This is a genomic window from Flavobacterium denitrificans DSM 15936 (assembly GCF_000425445.1).
Taxonomy (GTDB): Bacteria; Bacteroidota; Bacteroidia; order Flavobacteriales; family Flavobacteriaceae; genus Flavobacterium; species Flavobacterium denitrificans.
Genome location: NZ_KE384377.1, coordinates 56,383 through 72,406 on the forward strand (window position 1 = coordinate 56,383; position 16,024 = coordinate 72,406).

General features: G+C 31.6%; 15 protein-coding genes. 12 read left to right on the top strand and 3 right to left on the bottom strand.

All coding sequences use genetic code 11. The features are described from left to right. Window positions 1-12: 12 nt before the first annotated feature. The 8 genes from H600_RS0112030 to H600_RS22045 all read left to right on the top strand — a co-directional run bounded on the left by H600_RS0112030 (window position 13) and on the right by H600_RS22045 (window position 7,318). Complete coding sequence (locus H600_RS0112030; protein WP_026729012.1) at window positions 13-762, top strand: RDD family protein; 750 nt, start codon at window positions 13-15, stop codon at window positions 760-762. Window positions 763-1,031: 269 nt separating this feature from the next. Continuing rightward, window positions 1,032-1,880 (top strand): hypothetical protein, encoded by an 849-nt coding sequence (locus H600_RS0112035; RefSeq protein WP_026729013.1) that lies wholly within the window; start codon window positions 1,032-1,034, stop codon window positions 1,878-1,880. A gap of 8 nt (window positions 1,881-1,888) precedes the next feature. Continuing rightward, on the top strand, window positions 1,889-2,308 hold the full coding sequence (locus H600_RS0112040; RefSeq protein ID WP_026729014.1) for a PH domain-containing protein: 420 nt from the start codon (window positions 1,889-1,891) through the stop codon (window positions 2,306-2,308). 65 nt (window positions 2,309-2,373) lie between these two features. Then, window positions 2,374-2,976, top strand: a complete 603-nt coding sequence (locus H600_RS0112045; protein WP_026729015.1) for a trimeric intracellular cation channel family protein — start codon at window positions 2,374-2,376, stop codon at window positions 2,974-2,976. A 4-nt stretch (window positions 2,977-2,980) separates the two neighbouring features. Beyond that, entirely contained in the window at window positions 2,981-3,925 is a 945-nt protein-coding gene (locus tag H600_RS0112050; protein ID WP_035108622.1) for a GNAT family N-acetyltransferase, read from the top strand. Window positions 3,926-3,980: 55 nt separating this feature from the next. Then, window positions 3,981-5,081, top strand: a complete 1,101-nt coding sequence (locus H600_RS0112055) for a DegT/DnrJ/EryC1/StrS family aminotransferase (RefSeq protein ID WP_026729017.1) — start codon at window positions 3,981-3,983, stop codon at window positions 5,079-5,081. A 40-nt stretch (window positions 5,082-5,121) separates the two neighbouring features. Next, complete coding sequence (locus H600_RS0112060) at window positions 5,122-6,579, top strand: oligosaccharide flippase family protein (protein WP_157509915.1); 1,458 nt, start codon at window positions 5,122-5,124, stop codon at window positions 6,577-6,579. Continuing rightward, on the top strand, window positions 6,572-7,318 hold the full coding sequence (locus H600_RS22045; protein ID WP_245176560.1) for an acyltransferase: 747 nt from the start codon (window positions 6,572-6,574) through the stop codon (window positions 7,316-7,318). The genes H600_RS0112060 and H600_RS22045 overlap by 8 nt, the downstream gene beginning before the upstream one ends. Before the next feature lie 63 nt (window positions 7,319-7,381). Here H600_RS22045 and H600_RS0112070 read toward each other — a convergent pair whose 3' ends face one another. Further along, window positions 7,382-8,284 (bottom strand): glycosyltransferase family 2 protein, encoded by a 903-nt coding sequence (locus H600_RS0112070; protein WP_026729019.1) that lies wholly within the window; start codon window positions 8,282-8,284, stop codon window positions 7,382-7,384. Window positions 8,285-8,330: 46 nt separating this feature from the next. Here H600_RS0112070 and H600_RS0112075 point away from each other — a divergent pair, with 46 nt between their 5' ends. From H600_RS0112075 to H600_RS0112085, 3 genes are read left to right on the top strand one after another with little or no spacing between them, the layout of a single operon-like run. Further along, window positions 8,331-9,428, top strand: a complete 1,098-nt coding sequence (locus tag H600_RS0112075; RefSeq protein ID WP_026729020.1) for a glycosyltransferase — start codon at window positions 8,331-8,333, stop codon at window positions 9,426-9,428. A gap of 4 nt (window positions 9,429-9,432) precedes the next feature. Further along, on the top strand, window positions 9,433-9,837 hold the full coding sequence (locus H600_RS0112080) for a sugar 3,4-ketoisomerase (RefSeq protein ID WP_026729021.1): 405 nt from the start codon (window positions 9,433-9,435) through the stop codon (window positions 9,835-9,837). Then, a complete protein-coding gene (locus tag H600_RS0112085) occupies window positions 9,834-10,919 on the top strand; it encodes a glycosyltransferase family 4 protein (RefSeq protein ID WP_026729022.1) in 1,086 nt (361 codons plus the stop codon). Before H600_RS0112080 ends, H600_RS0112085 begins: the two co-directional genes overlap by 4 nt. Window positions 10,920-11,026: 107 nt before the next feature. Here H600_RS0112085 and H600_RS0112090 read toward each other — a convergent pair whose 3' ends face one another. Together H600_RS0112090 and H600_RS0112095 are read right to left on the bottom strand one after the other, a co-directional pair. Next, window positions 11,027-11,890: a glycosyltransferase family 2 protein gene (locus H600_RS0112090; protein WP_026729023.1), complete on the bottom strand. Its 864-nt coding sequence runs from the start codon at window positions 11,888-11,890 to the stop codon at window positions 11,027-11,029. Then, entirely contained in the window at window positions 11,890-12,573 is a 684-nt protein-coding gene (locus H600_RS0112095; RefSeq protein ID WP_026729024.1) for a cell division ATP-binding protein FtsE, read from the bottom strand. Before H600_RS0112095 ends, H600_RS0112090 begins: the two co-directional genes overlap by 1 nt. Before the next feature lie 364 nt (window positions 12,574-12,937). On the opposite strand from H600_RS0112095, the gene H600_RS0112100 reads away from it, so the two are divergent. Beyond that, window positions 12,938-15,955: a tetratricopeptide repeat protein gene (locus H600_RS0112100; protein WP_026729025.1), complete on the top strand. Its 3,018-nt coding sequence runs from the start codon at window positions 12,938-12,940 to the stop codon at window positions 15,953-15,955. Window positions 15,956-16,024 lie beyond the last annotated feature (69 nt).

Genomic DNA, 16,024 nt, shown 5'->3' on the forward strand with positions numbered 1-16,024 from the left:
AAAATATAAAATATGTCAGAATTATCTATTAACACAACACAAAATGTTAAAATAAATTTTATTGCGGCTTCTGTAGGAGAGCGCTTAGGAGCTTATTTTATTGATGCAGCGGTAAAGATTTCTTATATTCTTATCGTTTATTTTATCTTTTTTTATTGGCTAAAGCTTGGTCTTTTGATCAATAATTTAGATAGCTGGTCAGAACGAGCTATAATGTCGCTTTTTGGTCTTCCACTAATGTTTTATTCGCTTGCTTTAGAAAGTATTTTTGAAGGACAATCAATCGGAAAAATATTGCTTAAAATAAGAGTGGTTAAAATTGATGGCTATCAAGCCGGTTTTGGTGATTATTTGATTCGTTGGTTTTTTGGAATAGTTGATTTTTTTATTCCGCCACTATATGGATTTGTGGCATTGATTACGGTTATATCAAATAAAAAATCACAACGTTTTGGCGATATGGCGGCAGGCACAGCTGTGATTACTTTAAAAAGCAAAATCAATATTAGTCATACGATTTTAGAAGATATTGGAACAGCTTATGTACCAACATACCCATTGGTTATCAAATTATCTGACAATGATATGCGAATCATCAAAGAAACTTTCAAAAAAGCGGTTGCTAAAAACGACTTCGAAATTATCTATAAATTAGTTGCAAAAATTGAAAGCGTAACCGGAATTAAAAATCAATCTGGGAATGGAAGCGATTTTATCAGAGTGATTTTAAAAGACTATAATTTCTATACTCAAAATATGTGATTTTTTGAAAGATTTCTTTTGAAAATGAATGCCCTAGCCCTGATGGAAGCGGCATCCTTTTTACTGCTTCTTTAGCAGGAAAAAGATACAGCGGACAGCAGGAACAGCTCCTTAAATATTGTGTTATTTTTCAAACAATTTTTGTCATTTAATTCCTGTTTCGAAAGATGATTTGTTAACTTTGTTTTGAGGCAAAATAATGTTTTTGCTTTGAAATCGAAAACGAATTATATAACAGCCTGAAAAATGGGGATCTAAATTTAATCAAGATGAGAATTAAAAATGTTTTTGCTACGATTTTAATGTTATTTCTATGTGTTGCTGTTTTCGCTCAAGGCGGCAAAAAGTTAGATAAAATTATAAAAAGAGATTATCAGATTATTGAATGTACGGTTGCTAAAATATCTGATAAAACTGTTGAATATTCTTTGCCTGGCGAAACTGTGGTTATTGTTTTAGATGTTTCGCAGATTGCAAAAATTGATTTTGCAAGCGGGCGTTCCCAAACTTTTGATGTTACGCCGTCAAGTTCGGCACCAGACAATTCAGGGCAAAGTGTTGTTTCTGGCGAAATTAAACCCAATACCATTGCTGTTTTGCCGGTTCCATATGTCAATGCAGACAATCAGCAAGGATCTGAAGATATGGCAAAGTTTGCGCAAAACGATTTGTATAATAAATTACTCGATAAATCGGCAAACATTTTGCCGCTGACCGTTCAAGATTTAAGAGTTACAAACAGTTTATTGCACAAAGCTGGAATCGACCATAATAATGTCGACGAAACACCAATTGAAGATTTGCAGAAAATACTGGGCGTTGACAATATTATAGCCGCAAAAGTTTCTTTTACAATTGGTACGGGAACAACGGCAACAACTTACAACAGTGGAAATGCAAAAGTCAGTAACAATAATAAAAAAGTGACCACAAACGATTATTCAACTACGACAGCAAATAATCAGCAATATTATTACTATACGGTTTATTTTGATATGTATAAAAACGGATCTAAAATTTATTCGCAAACGCGTAAACCATTTTTGGCCGTTAAAGACAGCTGGATGGAATCTGTTCAATATTTGCTGAAAAGAAGCCCAATTTACATGAAAAAATAATGGTTAGAATGGAAAAATTTAAATCTAAAATTGACCTGTGGCTGGTAGTGCTCTTAGTTTTAATTTTCGGATTCCAATTGACACAGTTAGCATCTGGTCAAAAGTGGGCAACTTTTATTTTTACACTTTCAGTATGTGCTTTTATTGTTCACTTGTTTGCAAATACGTTTTATGAGATCGAGAACGATAAACTTAGAATTAAATCTGGTTTTTTGGTTAACTCTTTGATTGAAATTAAAAACATAAAAAAGATTTCTGAAACTTTTAATGTTATGAGTTCGCCAGCACTTTCGTTGGACCGAATAGAAATTTTTTATGGAAAAAACAATTCGATATTAATTTCTCCAAAAGACAAAAGCGGATTTTTTGAAGCAATAAAAAGCATAAATCCTGAAGTAGAAATAGTATTAAAAAAGAAGAAAAATTAATTGTAGTCTTTGCAAATAAAACCTTTGTAACTTTGCTACTTTGTAACTCTGCACCTTAAAAAGAAATGTTCCACATATTAGATCTTATCGGTACGATGGCTTTTGCCATGTCTGGGGCTTTAACGGCAATGCATAAAAAACTGGATCCGTTTGGGGTTTTTATTATTGCGTTTGTAACGGCAGTTGGCGGCGGAACACTTCGCGATGTTTTGATAGGAAGAACTCCTGTGGGATGGATGCGAGACATGCAATATGTTTATGTGATAATTATAGGTTATTTTTTAGCTATAATTTTCAGAAAAAGTTTTGACAAACTTCGAACTTCATTGTTTCTTTTTGATACGATTGGTCTTGGTGTATTTACTTTAATAGGTTTGGAAAGAGGGCTTTTGACAGGACTTCATCCTACAATTTGTATCGCCTTAGGAACTATGACGGCTTGTTTTGGAGGTGTTATTAGAGATATTCTGTGCAACGAAATTCCGAATGTTTTTAGAGAAGAAATCTACGCAACAATCTGTATTTTAGGAGGAATCGTTTTCTTTGGTTTACGAAAATTAAATCTGAACGATGATGTTTTGTATCTCGTAACTTCAATGGTTATAATCGTTGTAAGGTTAATGGCGGTAAAATACAAATGGCATTTAAAAGCATTTGATCATAAATAAATCTATGCCATATTTCATTAAAAAATACAATCAAAATGATTACAGCACATGGAACGATTTTGTTGCAAAAGCCAAAAATGCAACTTTTTTGTTTCATCGCGATTTTATGGAATATCACAAAGATCGATTTGCGGATTTTTCGCTTTTAGTTTTTGAAAATGAAAAACTTAAGGCAATTCTGCCAGCAAATTTCAAAGGAAATTCAGTTTATTCACATCAAGGACTTACTTATGGAGGTTTGGTTTTTTCTTCCAAATTGAAAGCAAAAAAAGCAGAAGAAATTATAGATGCTGTTTTGTTTTTTTTGAAAGAAAACAAAATTAAAACCTTTCATTATAAGCCAATTCCGTCTTTTTATTTTTTAGAAGGAAATCAGGAAATGGACTTTTTTTTGTTTAAAAGAAATGCCATTTTAGAAAAAAAAGAAATGAATTTGGCAGTTGATTTAAAATCGCCTTTTCATATTTCGAAAAGCAAAATGAAGCATTTCAGAAGAATTGAAAATCTTGATTTGGATATTATCGAAGAGCAAGAATTTCAGCCTTTTTGGCAAAATGTTTTAGAACCTAGATTGCAGGAAAAATTCAAAACAAAACCCGTTCATACTTGCGAAGAAATTACTTTTTTAAAACAACGATTTCCCGAAAGAATCAAACAATACTCCGTTTATCAAAACGACGAAATTATCGCCGGAATAACTATTTTTGAAACGGATAATGTTGTGAAATCACAATATGGAGCTACTTCTGAAAAAGGTGAAAAAGTAAGAGCTTTGGATTTTCTTTTTATCAACTTGATTCATAAATACAAACGAAAAGGGAAACACTTTTTTGATATGGGAATCGTAAATTCAGTTGATGAAAAAGACTATAATGCTGGGCTTTTGCAACAAAAAGAAGAATTAGGTTGCACGGTGTATAATCAAGATTTTTATAAAATCGATTTATAATACTAAAACTAATAGGTTTTAAAAACCTATTAGTTTTTTATAGAACAAAATAATTATGATACCATTTCTAGACCTAAAAAAAATTAACGAACCGTATGAAACTGCATTTCAGGAAAAACTGAAAGAAGTTTTAGAAAACGGCTGGTATATTTTAGGGAAAGAAGTCGAAATTTTTGAAAAGGTTTTCGCCGAATATTGCCAAAAAAAATATTGCATTGGAGTAGGGAATGGTTTCGATGCCTTGGTTTTGATTTTTAAAGGATATATCAAACTCAGGAAACTCAAAAAAGGCGACGAAGTAATAGTTCCTGCTAATACGTATATTGCTAGTATTTTGGCCATTTTGCAAGCTGATTTGGTTCCGGTTTTGGTTGAACCAAGATTAGAAACCTACAACATAAATACGGATTTGATTGAAGAAAAAATCACTTCAAAAACAAAAGCCATTTTAGCGGTTCATTTATACGGACAATTGTGCGAGATGGACAAAATAAATGAAATTGCAGGAAAGCATAATTTGATTGTTGTAGAAGATTGCGCGCAATCACATGGAGCAATTAACAATCAACAATTAATAATTAATAATTTAAAATTGACGCAAGCTTTCAGCTTTTATCCTGGAAAAAATCTGGGTTGTCTTGGCGACGGCGGGGCAATAACTACAAATGATTCGGAATTGGCAAAAGTGCTTTTTTCGCTTCGGAATTATGGTTCAGAGAAAAAATATCACAACGAATATATTGGGGTAAATTCCAGATTAGACGAATTGCAAGCTGGTTTTTTAAACTTGAAATTACCGAATTTGGATTCGGATAATGAAAAACGAAAAGAAATTGCAAAACGATATTTATCTGAAATTAAAAACGAAAAAATAATTTTGCCTTCTTGGGATTTATCTGAAAATCATGTTTTTCATTTGTTTGTTATTCGAACCAAAAACAGAGAAAAATTACAAAATTATTTAGCTCAAAATAATATTCAGACGGTTATTCATTACCCAATTCCGCCACATAAACAAAAAGCATTTTTGGAGTGGAATAATTTGTCATTTCCAATTACTGAAAAAATCCATAACGAGGTTTTAAGTTTGCCTTGTAATCCTGTTTTGGCAAAAACTGAAATCGATTTTATTATTGAAATTTTAAATCAGTATTAAAATCGTGTCTGATAAAAAATCATATCAGCAAATTTTAAAAATGACTTCACTTTTTGGTGGCGTTCAGTTTTTTTCTATTCTAATTTCTGTAATTCGAACGAAATTAATTGCCGTTTTTATCGGGCCTGCAGGAATGGGAATTATTGCTTTGCTGCATTCGACTTTGGGTGTTTTGAGCAGTATTTCTGGATTTGGAATCGAAACGAGCTCGATAAAGAATATTTCTGAAAATTATAAAAATGACGATTTAAGCACGGTTTCCAAAACCATTCAAATTGTCAAAAAAATAGTGTTTTTTACTGGAATTTTTGGAATGTTTTTGACTTTAGCTTTTTCAAAAATGCTGAGCATCATAACTTTTGGAGATTCAAGTCAGACTTTTTCTTTTGCGATTCTTTCGGTTACGATTTTGTTCAAGCAATTAAGTTCTGGGCAATTGGCGGTTTTGCAAGGTTTGCGGTCTTTTCGTTTTTTGGCAAAAGCCAATTTATTCGGAAACTTATTTGGATTGCTTTTTTCAATTCCGCTTTACTATTTTTTAGGAATCGATGCTATTCTTCCAACGATTATAATCGCTTCATTCTCAGCTTTAGTTTTTTCATTTTATTATTCAAATAAAGTAAAAATTGAAAAGGAAAAAGTAAATAATTCAGTCTTGTTTTCAGAAGGGAAACTGATTGTTAAGTTAGGTTTTATGCTTACAATTAGCAGTGTTTTAACGCTTTTGTCGACATACTTGCTTCAAATTTATATTGGAAAAACTGGAGGACTGGAACAAGTTGGTTTTTACAACGCCGGATTTACTTTGCTGAATTCTTATGTCGGAATTATTTTTACGGTCATGAGTACGGATTATTTTCCAAAACTAGCTTCAATTAATTCTGATAATAAAAAAGTTAGAGAAAGCGTTGAACAACAAGCTTTTATTTCAATTTTGATCATTACGCCCATTATTGCTTTATTTTTGGCGTTAAGCCCAATAATTGTCAAAGTAATTTATACTGATAAATTCGATGCCATTTTGCCTATGATTGCAATCGGGATTTTGGGAATGCTTTTTCGCGCCGTTTCGTGGTCCATTGGATTTATATTGATTGCAAAAGGCGATTCGAAAATGTTTGTAAAAACTGCAATTGGTTTTAATGTTTTGTTTCTGATAATGAATATTGCGGGTTATTATTTTTACAGTTTAGAGGGTTTAGGTTTCAGTTTTTGCCTTTACTTTTTTTTCCATTTTATCGGATTGAAAATCATCACTAAAAACAGATATAATTTCTACTTTGAAAATGATTTTTACAAAATATATTTTGTTTGTTTTCTAATTTGTATTTCAGCATTTTTAATCAAATATATCGAAATTTCAATTTTGAAGTATAGTCTGATGACTCTCGCTGTTTTGATTTCGTTTGCTTTTAGTTTATACCAAATCAATAAAAAAATAGATTTAAAAGAAATATTTACGTCATTTGCTGAAAGAAAAAAAGATAAAAATGATTAAAAGCAGTTACAGAAAATGCCGTACTTTTTATCACAAACTCAAGTTTTACTGTTCGGTAAACTGGACTAAAACCTTGTATTTTAATTTTAAGAAATTTCCTTTTCAAACGGCAAAAAAACTTCCAATTTTCTTTTATAAAAGAGTAAAGTTTACTTCAATTTCAGGTGAAATTCAAATCGACGGAAAAATCCAAAAAGGAATGATTGGTTTCGGTCAGCCTTATGAATTAAACACAGTTCATCGCGGAATTGCAGAAATCAATATTCAGGGGAAATTAATTTTTAAAGGAAAATTTCAATTCGGGAAAGATTATTTTCTTTTTGTTGGCGAAAATGCCGTTTGCGAATTGGGAAATATGTCCTCAATGGCTTCAAACGCCAAATTGATTTGTCTGGAAAAAGTTATTTTAGGAAATTATGTTCGCTTAGGCGCTGAGAGCCAAATTATTGATACCAATTTTCATGATATGATTGATACTGTTACTGGTGAAAAACAGCAAAAAACAGGGCCAATTTTTATAGGAAACTATAATTTTAGCGGAAGCAGAATTTCGATTATGAAAAACACTAAAACACCTGATTTTTGTACTATTGCAACAAATAGTTTTTGCAATAAAGATTATACTTCGTTGGGAAATACTATTTTAATTGGAGGAATTCCCGCAAAATTAATCCGAACAAATATTTCGCGCGATTGGGAAGGAGAAAAAGAACAATTGGAAGATTTTTTGACAATCTAAAAATGATTTGAACGCTCATAAAACGGATTTAATCCGCGTCTTCTCAAAAGCGAATCAGTAAAATCAGCGTTCTATTATAATATTGATGCGTTGTTTTATTTCCAGTAAAATGTATTTAAAAAGCAATTTATAATCGGAAGTTTTGTACGCCAAAATCATTTCATAATGGATGCGTTTCAAAATGGCTTTATGTTCTTCCTTTGTGCGATTTAATTGAATTGCTTTTTTGATGATTAAATACGTGGAGTAATTTATTCTTTTTGCTCGTGCATCTTTTTTAAGAAAAAAATGAGTTCCCAAAGAGTTTGTTGAAATTCGTTTTTGAATCAAAATTTCATCAATATAATCAACATCAAATTTTCGCGAAGCCCGAATCCATAAATCTAAATCTTCGTAAGCCAGATTTTCGTCATAACCATTCAAATCATCAAAAACCGATTTTTTAACCATTGAAGAAACAGAGCAAATACTGTTTCCACCTGAAATTACGCTTAAATAAATATCTCCGGTTTTTCGATTTTCAATGGTTTTTTTATTTGAGTCAACTGGAAAATAATACGAATCATGTTGGTTGTTTTCAGTAATTAATTCGGCATTTCCGTAAACAATTCCGAGGTTTTTAAATGTATTTTCCTGAAAAGCTTTTATTTGTAATGAAACGGAATTTGGAAGCAAAACATCATCGCAGGCCAGATCAATTATATAATCGCCTTTCGCTAGTTTTAAAGCTTTGTTGAAAGATTTTGTACTTCCTAAATTTACTTCGTTTTCAATAAACTGAATTTGAGGATAATCAATCAGGAATTTTTTGATGACATTTCTGGAATTATCAGTGCTAAAATCATCAACAATAATAATTTCACTGGCAGAATAATCTTGGTTCAGCGCAGACAATAAACTCTCCACAACAAATTTTTCGTGATTGTAGCACAAGCAAATAATCGTCACTAATGATTTATCCTGCATATTGTTTTAAAGCGTTATATTTGAATACGAAAATAAGAAATCAAGAATGATATTGTCTCACAAAAAAAAGAAAATCGCTTTAATTGGTTATCGTCTAAGCGGAGGCGGAAGCGATAAAGTGATGGCAAATTTGTCGCTTTTTTTTGAGAAGCATGGTTTTGAAATTGACATTATTATTGTTTTGGACGAAGTCAATTTTCCTTATTCGGGAAAACTGGTTAATTTGGGCTTGTTGAAAAATGAAAGTAACGGTGTTTTTAATAAAATTAAGCGTTTACAGGCTTTACGGACGTATTTAAACGAAAATCATTTTGACTTTATAATCGATTTTAGATTTCGAACCAAAATCATTCAAGAACTTATTCTTGCCCGATTTATTTATAATACTAAAACCGTTTTTACAGTTCATAGTTTTTTGATCGATCATTATATGCCTAATAATTCTTGGTTGACACGTTTGATGTACAATCATTGTCTGGCAAATGTTGCAATTACAGACGAAATGAGGGTTTTGATTGAGAAAAAGCATCGTTTAGAAAATGTTGTCCTGATTCACAATCCGGTAAATTTAGAGGAAATTCAGCGAAAAAAAGATGAGGAAATTGAATTTGATTTTGATTTTATAATTGCTGTCGGACAATATGAAAATGATATAAAGCAATTTGACAAACTCATTTTCAGTTATGCAGAATCGGATTTATTTGCGAAGAAAATTCATTTAGTCATTCTTGGAAATGGAGATGAAACAAAACTTCAAAAAGTAATTTCAGATAGCCAAATTCATGATTTTGTGCATCTCTTAGGGTATCAAAATAATCCGTTTAAATATTTGAACAAAGCTAAATTTCTAGTTTTGAGCAGTAAAAATGAAGGTTTTCCGAATGTGATTTTAGAAGCTTTGGCTTGCGAAATTCCAGTTGTTTCTTTTGATTGCGATTTTGGTCCGCGCGACATGATTTCTTCTTTTGAAAATGGAATTTTAGTCGAAAATCAAAATTGGCTAAAGTTGACCGAAGCGATGAATTTATTGGTTTCAGATAAAGTTTTGTTGCAAAAATGCAAAGAAAATTCTTTAAAAAGTATTCAACCTTTTCTACTGGAAAATATTGGAAAACAATGGCTAAATTTGTTGCAAGAACATTAAATATATGACAACACTTCACGATATTTCATTGCTGAAAATTCCGGTTGTAGAAGACTTGAGCGGTAATTTGGCTTTTATTCAAAATGGCGTTTTGCCTTTTGAATTCAAACGTGTTTATTACCTTTTTGATGTTCCTAGCACTGCTTTTCGCGGCGGGCATTCGCACATAAATCAGCATGAAGTTTTGATTGCCTTGAGTGGAAGTTTTGAAGTGATTGTAAACGACGGAAAAGAAAAAAAAAGCTATTTGCTCAACAAACCGAATGTTGGTTTGCATTTGCCAAAAGGAATCTGGCGCGAACTTGAAAATTTTTCTTCGGGTTCGGTTTGTCTTGTTTTGGCTTCAGATATTTTTGAAGAGGCTGATTATATTCGGGATTATGAAACTTTTCTGAATTCTAAAAAATGAAGCTTCTTTATATTGTTCCCAAAATAAAAAATGCCGGCGGAGTTGCGCGCGTTTTGTCGATTAAGGCGAATTATTTTGTTGAACATTTCAATTATGAAGTTCATATTTTATCTCAAAATGAAGAAAATGACTTGCCTTTTTATGAATTCAATTCAGAGATTTTTTTTCATAATATGATTTTAAAAGGTAACGCTTTTCAGTTTTTAAAATCATATAAAAATCAAATAAATTGCGCTATTCAGGAAATCAAACCAGACGTAATTTTAGTTGCCGATAATGGCTTGAAAGCTTATATTTTTCCTTTTTTGATAAAGACAAAAAGCCCGATTGTTTTTGAATCCCATGGTTCTAAGTTTATTGAAGAAAATCCGTCAAAATCTGATTTTTTAGCGAAGTTTATTTCAAAAATAAAATATCGATTTAAAGATTTTGGGATCAAAAAGTATAATAAAGTTGTGGCTTTGTCTAAAGCAAATTTGAAAGAATGGAATGTTGAAAATGGGATTATAATTTCAAATCCTTCCTGGGTTCAAACTGAAATTTACTCTGATTTAAAGCATAAAAAAGTGATTGCGATAGCCCGGAATTCTTATGAAAAGGGACTAGATAAGTTATTGCATATTTGGAAAGAAGTTACAAAAAAACACCCAGACTGGATTTTAAATGTTTATACAGATGATTTTGATTGCCTAAACAGTAAAGTTTGTGATTTAGGAATTGCATCAACTGTTTTTGTCTGCGGTTTTGTCAAAAATATTGAGGATAAATATCTAGAATCTTCGATTTATGCAATGACATCAAGATCAGAAGGCTTTCCGATGGTTTTGCTTGAAGCAATGTCCTTTGGTTTGCCTTGTATTGCGTTTGATTGCCCAACAGGGCCGAGATCGCTAATCAAAAATGAAGAAAATGGTTTTTTAATTCCGAACCATGATTTTGAAAAATATGTTGCAAAACTTTCTATTTTGATAGAATGCGAAGATATAAGAATAAAATTGGGTAAAAATGCCAAGCAAGTTTCTGATAATTATTCGGTTGAGAAAATAATGGGGAAATGGAAAAATTTTCTTGAAGAATTGTAGTTCGACCGTCCTGCAAGGTTTCCAAAACCTTGTAGGTATAATATTTTTTCAAAATCTAACGCATTTTAAACCTACAAGGTTTTGGAAACCTTGCAGGAAATTCCGAGTTATTTTGTTGAATTAAGAACACAAAAATAGCCCAATTTATAAAGATCAAAATAGAATAACGAAGGATTTTCAGAAAGTAAATTTTGTTCTATTCTTTTTCTGTTTTTATTGAAAACAAATCTTGTAAAACCAATTAATTTCAAACTTTTAAGAAGTTCAAAAGCTTTAATTATTTTGCTTTCTTCCGAAGAAATTTTTCCAGAATTATAAAGAAAAACCAAGTTTTCTAAAGCTGTTTTTGTCTTATTTAAAAACACTTCCGAAGTTTCTAGACTCAGATGAAAAGTTGAGTTTTCGATTTTAGATACTTCAAAATGATTCTTTTTTAAAACTGAGAAAAAAAGCAAATCTTCATAGCCGTATTTTGTAATTTCTTCATCAAAAGAGAATTGAAGAAAAACGTCTTTTTTGATTAATAAATTGGAACTTAAAATTGCCGAAGTTTCTCTTTCTCGGCCATAAATCCATCGTAAAAGTTGTTTTTTTTGAGGTTTCTTATCTTCATAAATAATCCCGCCAAAAACTACTTTTTCATTGGAATTTGAAATTGCAGAAATATAGTCTTGAATAAAATTATTTTCTTTCGGAAATGTATCGCAGTCTAAAATTAAAAGCCAATTGTATTTTGCTTTTTGGGCTAGCGAATTGATGTTTTTTCCTCTTCCTAAATTGGTTTTATTTGCAAAAAATGAACAATTCGGGAAAGAATTAATTTCTTGGTTTTGAAGGTTTTCAATCGAATTAGATGCGTCGTCCTGACAAAGAATTTCAAAAGTAATTCCGCACGAATTGCACTGTTTTACAAGTTCGTTAACGAGCGGTAAAACAGCATAATTATAAACCGGAATTAATATGGAAAGCATTACACGCTTCTTTGCACCACTTCGAAGATTCTTTCGTCCTCACATTTTAATGTTTTTGATGGGAATTTCATCAATAATGCATAATCGTGAGTCGCCATGATAACAGTTTTACCATTAGCATTGATGTTTTTCAATACTTCTAAAACCTCTGAACTTGTTTGCGGATCAAGGTTTCCTGTAGGTTCATCGGCAAGGATAAATTCTGGATCGTTAAGCAACGCTCTCGCAATCGCAACACGTTGTTGTTCACCTCCAGAAAGCTGGTGAGGCATTTTGTTCAAGAAGTCTTTCATTCCAACTTTATTCAAAACTTCGTCGATTTTGTGCTCCATTGCTTCTTTTTCTGTCCATCCAGTTGCTTTCAAAACAAAAAGCATATTGTCTTTTACAGAACGGTCTGGAAGCAATTTAAAGTCTTGAAACACAATGCCAATTTTACGTCTCAAATACGGAATGTCGTTTTCTTTTAAAGTTGCCAAATCAAATTCAACAATATGTCCTTCTCCCTCAAGTAAAGGCAAATCAGCATATAAAGTTTTTAAGAAACTACTTTTCCCAGAACCCGTTTTTCCAATAATATAGATGAATTCGCCATGCTGAACATCTAAATTAATGTGAGAGATAATTTTTCTTCCTTCTTGATATATAGTGACTTCTTTAAGAGATAGTACGGTTTGTGACATAATAAAATTGATTTGAATGGTAAAAGTAATAAGATAACGATTGGATTCAAAATAAATTTCAATCATTTCTTAAGAAAAATTCTAGAAAACGAAATGGGAATTTTAACCACATAAGTAATAATAAGTTTATTTTGGTAAATGATGTAAGCCATTTTTTATTTACTAAAGCTTATATGAATTTGAAATAAAAAACAGATTATGAAAACCGCTAGCTTATAATTACTTATATGACTTATATGGTTTAAAAACGTTTTTTATTGGTTTCTAAATTATGCTCTGTTAAAGATTTTTTTATAATAAAAGCTGGAAACGTTTCGTTATAAACGGTATAAAATGATAAATTTGAATACTAAATAAAACTAAAATGCGTAGACTTTCCTGGTTCTTTTTACTCCAAATTATTCTTATTTCGACCACGGTTTCGGCACAAAAATCAGCTATATATACTTACGAATTAAAGAATTTTGATAAAGCAGTGGCTTTATACAATGACAAACAATATGCATCGGCGCAGCATATTTTTGAATATGTAAAAAATAATACGGCACCAACTGAAGAAGTAAAATCAGATTGTGCTTATTATATTGCAAATTGCGCCATTAGAACCAATCAGCCCAATGCTGATGCGTTGATGGAAAAGTTTGTGGATGATTATCCAACAAGTACCAAACAAAATCAGGCTTATATTGAAGTGGCACAATATTTCTTCGAACAAGGAAATTATCCAAAAGCTTTGCTATGGTTTGACAAAGTGGATGAAAGTTATATGAGCAAATCTGATTCGGATAAATTTAATTTTCAAAAAGGATACAGTTATTTCAATGCCAAAAAGAAAAAGGAAGCAACAACGTATTTTAATAAAGTCGTAAATTCACCTGAATATGGTTCTCAAGCCAAATATTATTTAGGTTTCATGGCTTATGAAGGCGATGATTACAAAGAAGCAACTAAATATTTTGACGAAGTTTCAGGCGAAGAAAAATACAAAGAAAAGCTTTCGTATTATCAAGCCGACATGAATTTCAAATTAGGAAATTTCCAAAAAGCAATTGATTTGGGCCAAAAAGCGATGTCGAAATCAAATGAAATTGAAAAATCAGAATTGAATAAAATCATTGGAGAAAGTTATTTCAACTTAAAACAATACGGAAAAGCAATTCCGTTTTTAGAGCAATACGCAGGTAAAAAAGGAAAATGGAACAATACCGATTTTTATCAATTAGGATATGCGTATTATGAGCAAAAAGACTACGAAAAAGCGATCTCGCAATTCAATAAAATCATTGAAGGAAAAGATTTTGTTGCGCAAAATGCCTATTATCATTTAGGTTTAAGTTATTTGAATACAGGCAAAAAGCAAGAAGCTTTAAACGCGTTTAAAAATGCTTCTGAAATGGAATTTAATGCTCAAATCCAAGAAGATGCAGCGTTGAATTATGCAAAATTGAGTTATGATATTGGAAATGCCTATCAAACTGTTCCTGGAATTTTGCTTGATTTCTTGAAAAAATATCCAAATAATTCTAGCAGAGCTGAAGTTGAAAAACTTTTAGTTGACTCTTATATTTCAACAAAAAACTACAAAGAAGCGTTGGCTTTATTAGAAAAAAACAGAACTGCTGAAAATAAAGCGGCTTATCAAAAAGTCTTATTTTACAGAGGGTTAGAATTGTATAACGAATCTAATTATGCTGAAGCAGGAAAAATGTTCAAAAGCGCGATGAGCGAACAAAAAACACCTGAATTTACAGCGCGCGCCACTTTCTGGAAAGCAGAAACAGAATATCTTTCAGATGATTTTAAAAATGCATTGTTAACCTATAAACAATTTGCTGGACTTCCTGCGGCAAAATCTACAGAAGAATATAAAAACATCAATTATAATATTGGATACACGTATTTCAAGTTGAAAGAATACGATTCAGCAGCAAGTTCATTTCAAGCACAGATTGATAATTCGCCTTCAGATAAATCACGTTTAACGGATTCGTATTTGCGTTTGGGAGATTCTCGTTTTGTAAATTCGAAATATTCTCAGGCAATGGAAGCATACGGTAAAGCAATTGATGCAAAAGGAGTTGATGCTGATTATGCACAATTTCAAAAAGCACTTTCATATGGTTTTATGTCGAAAAATGATCAGAAAATCAATGAGTTGAACAACTTCTTGAAAATGTATAAAAAATCAGAATATCGCGATGATGTTTTGTTTGAATTAGGAAATACTTACGTTGCCGACAAGAAAAATGATTTGGCAATCAAAACTTATGATCAGTTAATTTCAGAATATCCAAATGGATTGTTTACTTCAAAATCAATCTTAAAACAAGGTTTGATTTATTACAATTCAGATCGTGATGAATTGGCTTTGGCTAAATTTAAAAAAGTTGCTGCAGAGTTTCCTAAAACTCCGGAAGCTTTAGAAGCCGTTTCAACAGCTAGATTGATTTATGTTGATTCTGGAAAAGTAGATGAATATGCAACATGGGTACGAACTTTAGATTTCGTTTCGGTTACAGATGCCGAATTGGATAACGATACTTATGATGCCGCTTTTAAACAATATAGCCAAAGCAACAGCAAAGCAGCGATTACTGGTTTTGCGGGTTACGTAAATAAATTCCCTTCGGGATTGCATGCTTTAGAAGCGAATTTCTACTTGGCTCAATTGTATTATGCTGATGGTTCAGAGACCAAATCGATTTCAAATTATCAATATGTAATTGATCAGCCAAGAAATGAGTTTAGCGAACAATCGTTAAATAAATTGGCGCAAATTCATTTAAAAACAAAAGATTGCGATAAAGCTATTCCTGTGCTAGTGCGTTTGGAAAATGAAGCTAGTAATTCTCAAAACAAAAATTTTGCGCAAGCGAATTTAATGAAGTGTTACTATGACAAAAAGGATTATGATAATTCGGTTAATGCAGCTGAAAAAGTATTAGAAAATCCAAAAGCCGATGTAGGCGTAAAAGCTGATGCACAGATTATTGTTGCCCGCGCCGCAATGCAAACAGGAAATGAAGACAAAGCAAAAGCAGCTTATGCAAAATTGTCGACAACTTCAAAAGGAGAATTAGCGGCTGAAGCTTTGTATTATGATGCTTACTTCAAAACCAAGGACGGAAAATTTGATGCTTCGAATGTGGCAGTTCAAAAACTGGCAAAAAATTATTCGGCTTACAAATATTATGGAGCAAAGGGGTTGGTTTTAATGGCGAAAAATTTCTACGGATTAAAAGACAGTTATCAAGCAACTTATATTCTTGATAACGTAATCAACAATTTTACCGATTATCCAGATGTGGTTGAAGAAGCAAAAAGAGAATTGAGCGCGATCAAGTTAGAAGAATCAAAAACGAATTCGTCTATCAATAAATAAGAATTAAGAATAAAGAGAATAGAATAAAGAATATAGAGTTTAGATTGGAAGTCAAAGATTGGAAGTCTA

Bases quoted from the DNA above. Each gene is read 5' to 3' on its own strand.
- H600_RS0112030 (WP_026729012.1), top strand. From the start codon at position 13: ATGTCAGAATTATCTATTAACACAACACAAAATGTTAAAATAAATTTT.
- H600_RS0112035 (WP_026729013.1), top strand. From the start codon at position 1,032: ATGAGAATTAAAAATGTTTTTGCTACGATTTTAATGTTATTTCTATGT.
- H600_RS0112040 (WP_026729014.1), top strand. From the start codon at position 1,889: ATGGAAAAATTTAAATCTAAAATTGACCTGTGGCTGGTAGTGCTCTTA.
- H600_RS0112045 (WP_026729015.1), top strand. From the start codon at position 2,374: ATGTTCCACATATTAGATCTTATCGGTACGATGGCTTTTGCCATGTCT.
- H600_RS0112050 (WP_035108622.1), top strand. From the start codon at position 2,981: ATGCCATATTTCATTAAAAAATACAATCAAAATGATTACAGCACATGG.
- H600_RS0112055 (WP_026729017.1), top strand. From the start codon at position 3,981: ATGATACCATTTCTAGACCTAAAAAAAATTAACGAACCGTATGAAACT.
- H600_RS0112060 (WP_157509915.1), top strand. From the start codon at position 5,122: ATGACTTCACTTTTTGGTGGCGTTCAGTTTTTTTCTATTCTAATTTCT.
- H600_RS22045 (WP_245176560.1), top strand. From the start codon at position 6,572: ATGATTAAAAGCAGTTACAGAAAATGCCGTACTTTTTATCACAAACTC.
- H600_RS0112070 (WP_026729019.1), bottom strand. From the start codon at position 8,284: ATGCAGGATAAATCATTAGTGACGATTATTTGCTTGTGCTACAATCAC.
- H600_RS0112075 (WP_026729020.1), top strand. From the start codon at position 8,331: ATGATATTGTCTCACAAAAAAAAGAAAATCGCTTTAATTGGTTATCGT.
- H600_RS0112080 (WP_026729021.1), top strand. From the start codon at position 9,433: ATGACAACACTTCACGATATTTCATTGCTGAAAATTCCGGTTGTAGAA.
- H600_RS0112085 (WP_026729022.1), top strand. From the start codon at position 9,834: ATGAAGCTTCTTTATATTGTTCCCAAAATAAAAAATGCCGGCGGAGTT.
- H600_RS0112090 (WP_026729023.1), bottom strand. From the start codon at position 11,890: ATGCTTTCCATATTAATTCCGGTTTATAATTATGCTGTTTTACCGCTC.
- H600_RS0112095 (WP_026729024.1), bottom strand. From the start codon at position 12,573: ATGTCACAAACCGTACTATCTCTTAAAGAAGTCACTATATATCAAGAA.
- H600_RS0112100 (WP_026729025.1), top strand. From the start codon at position 12,938: ATGCGTAGACTTTCCTGGTTCTTTTTACTCCAAATTATTCTTATTTCG.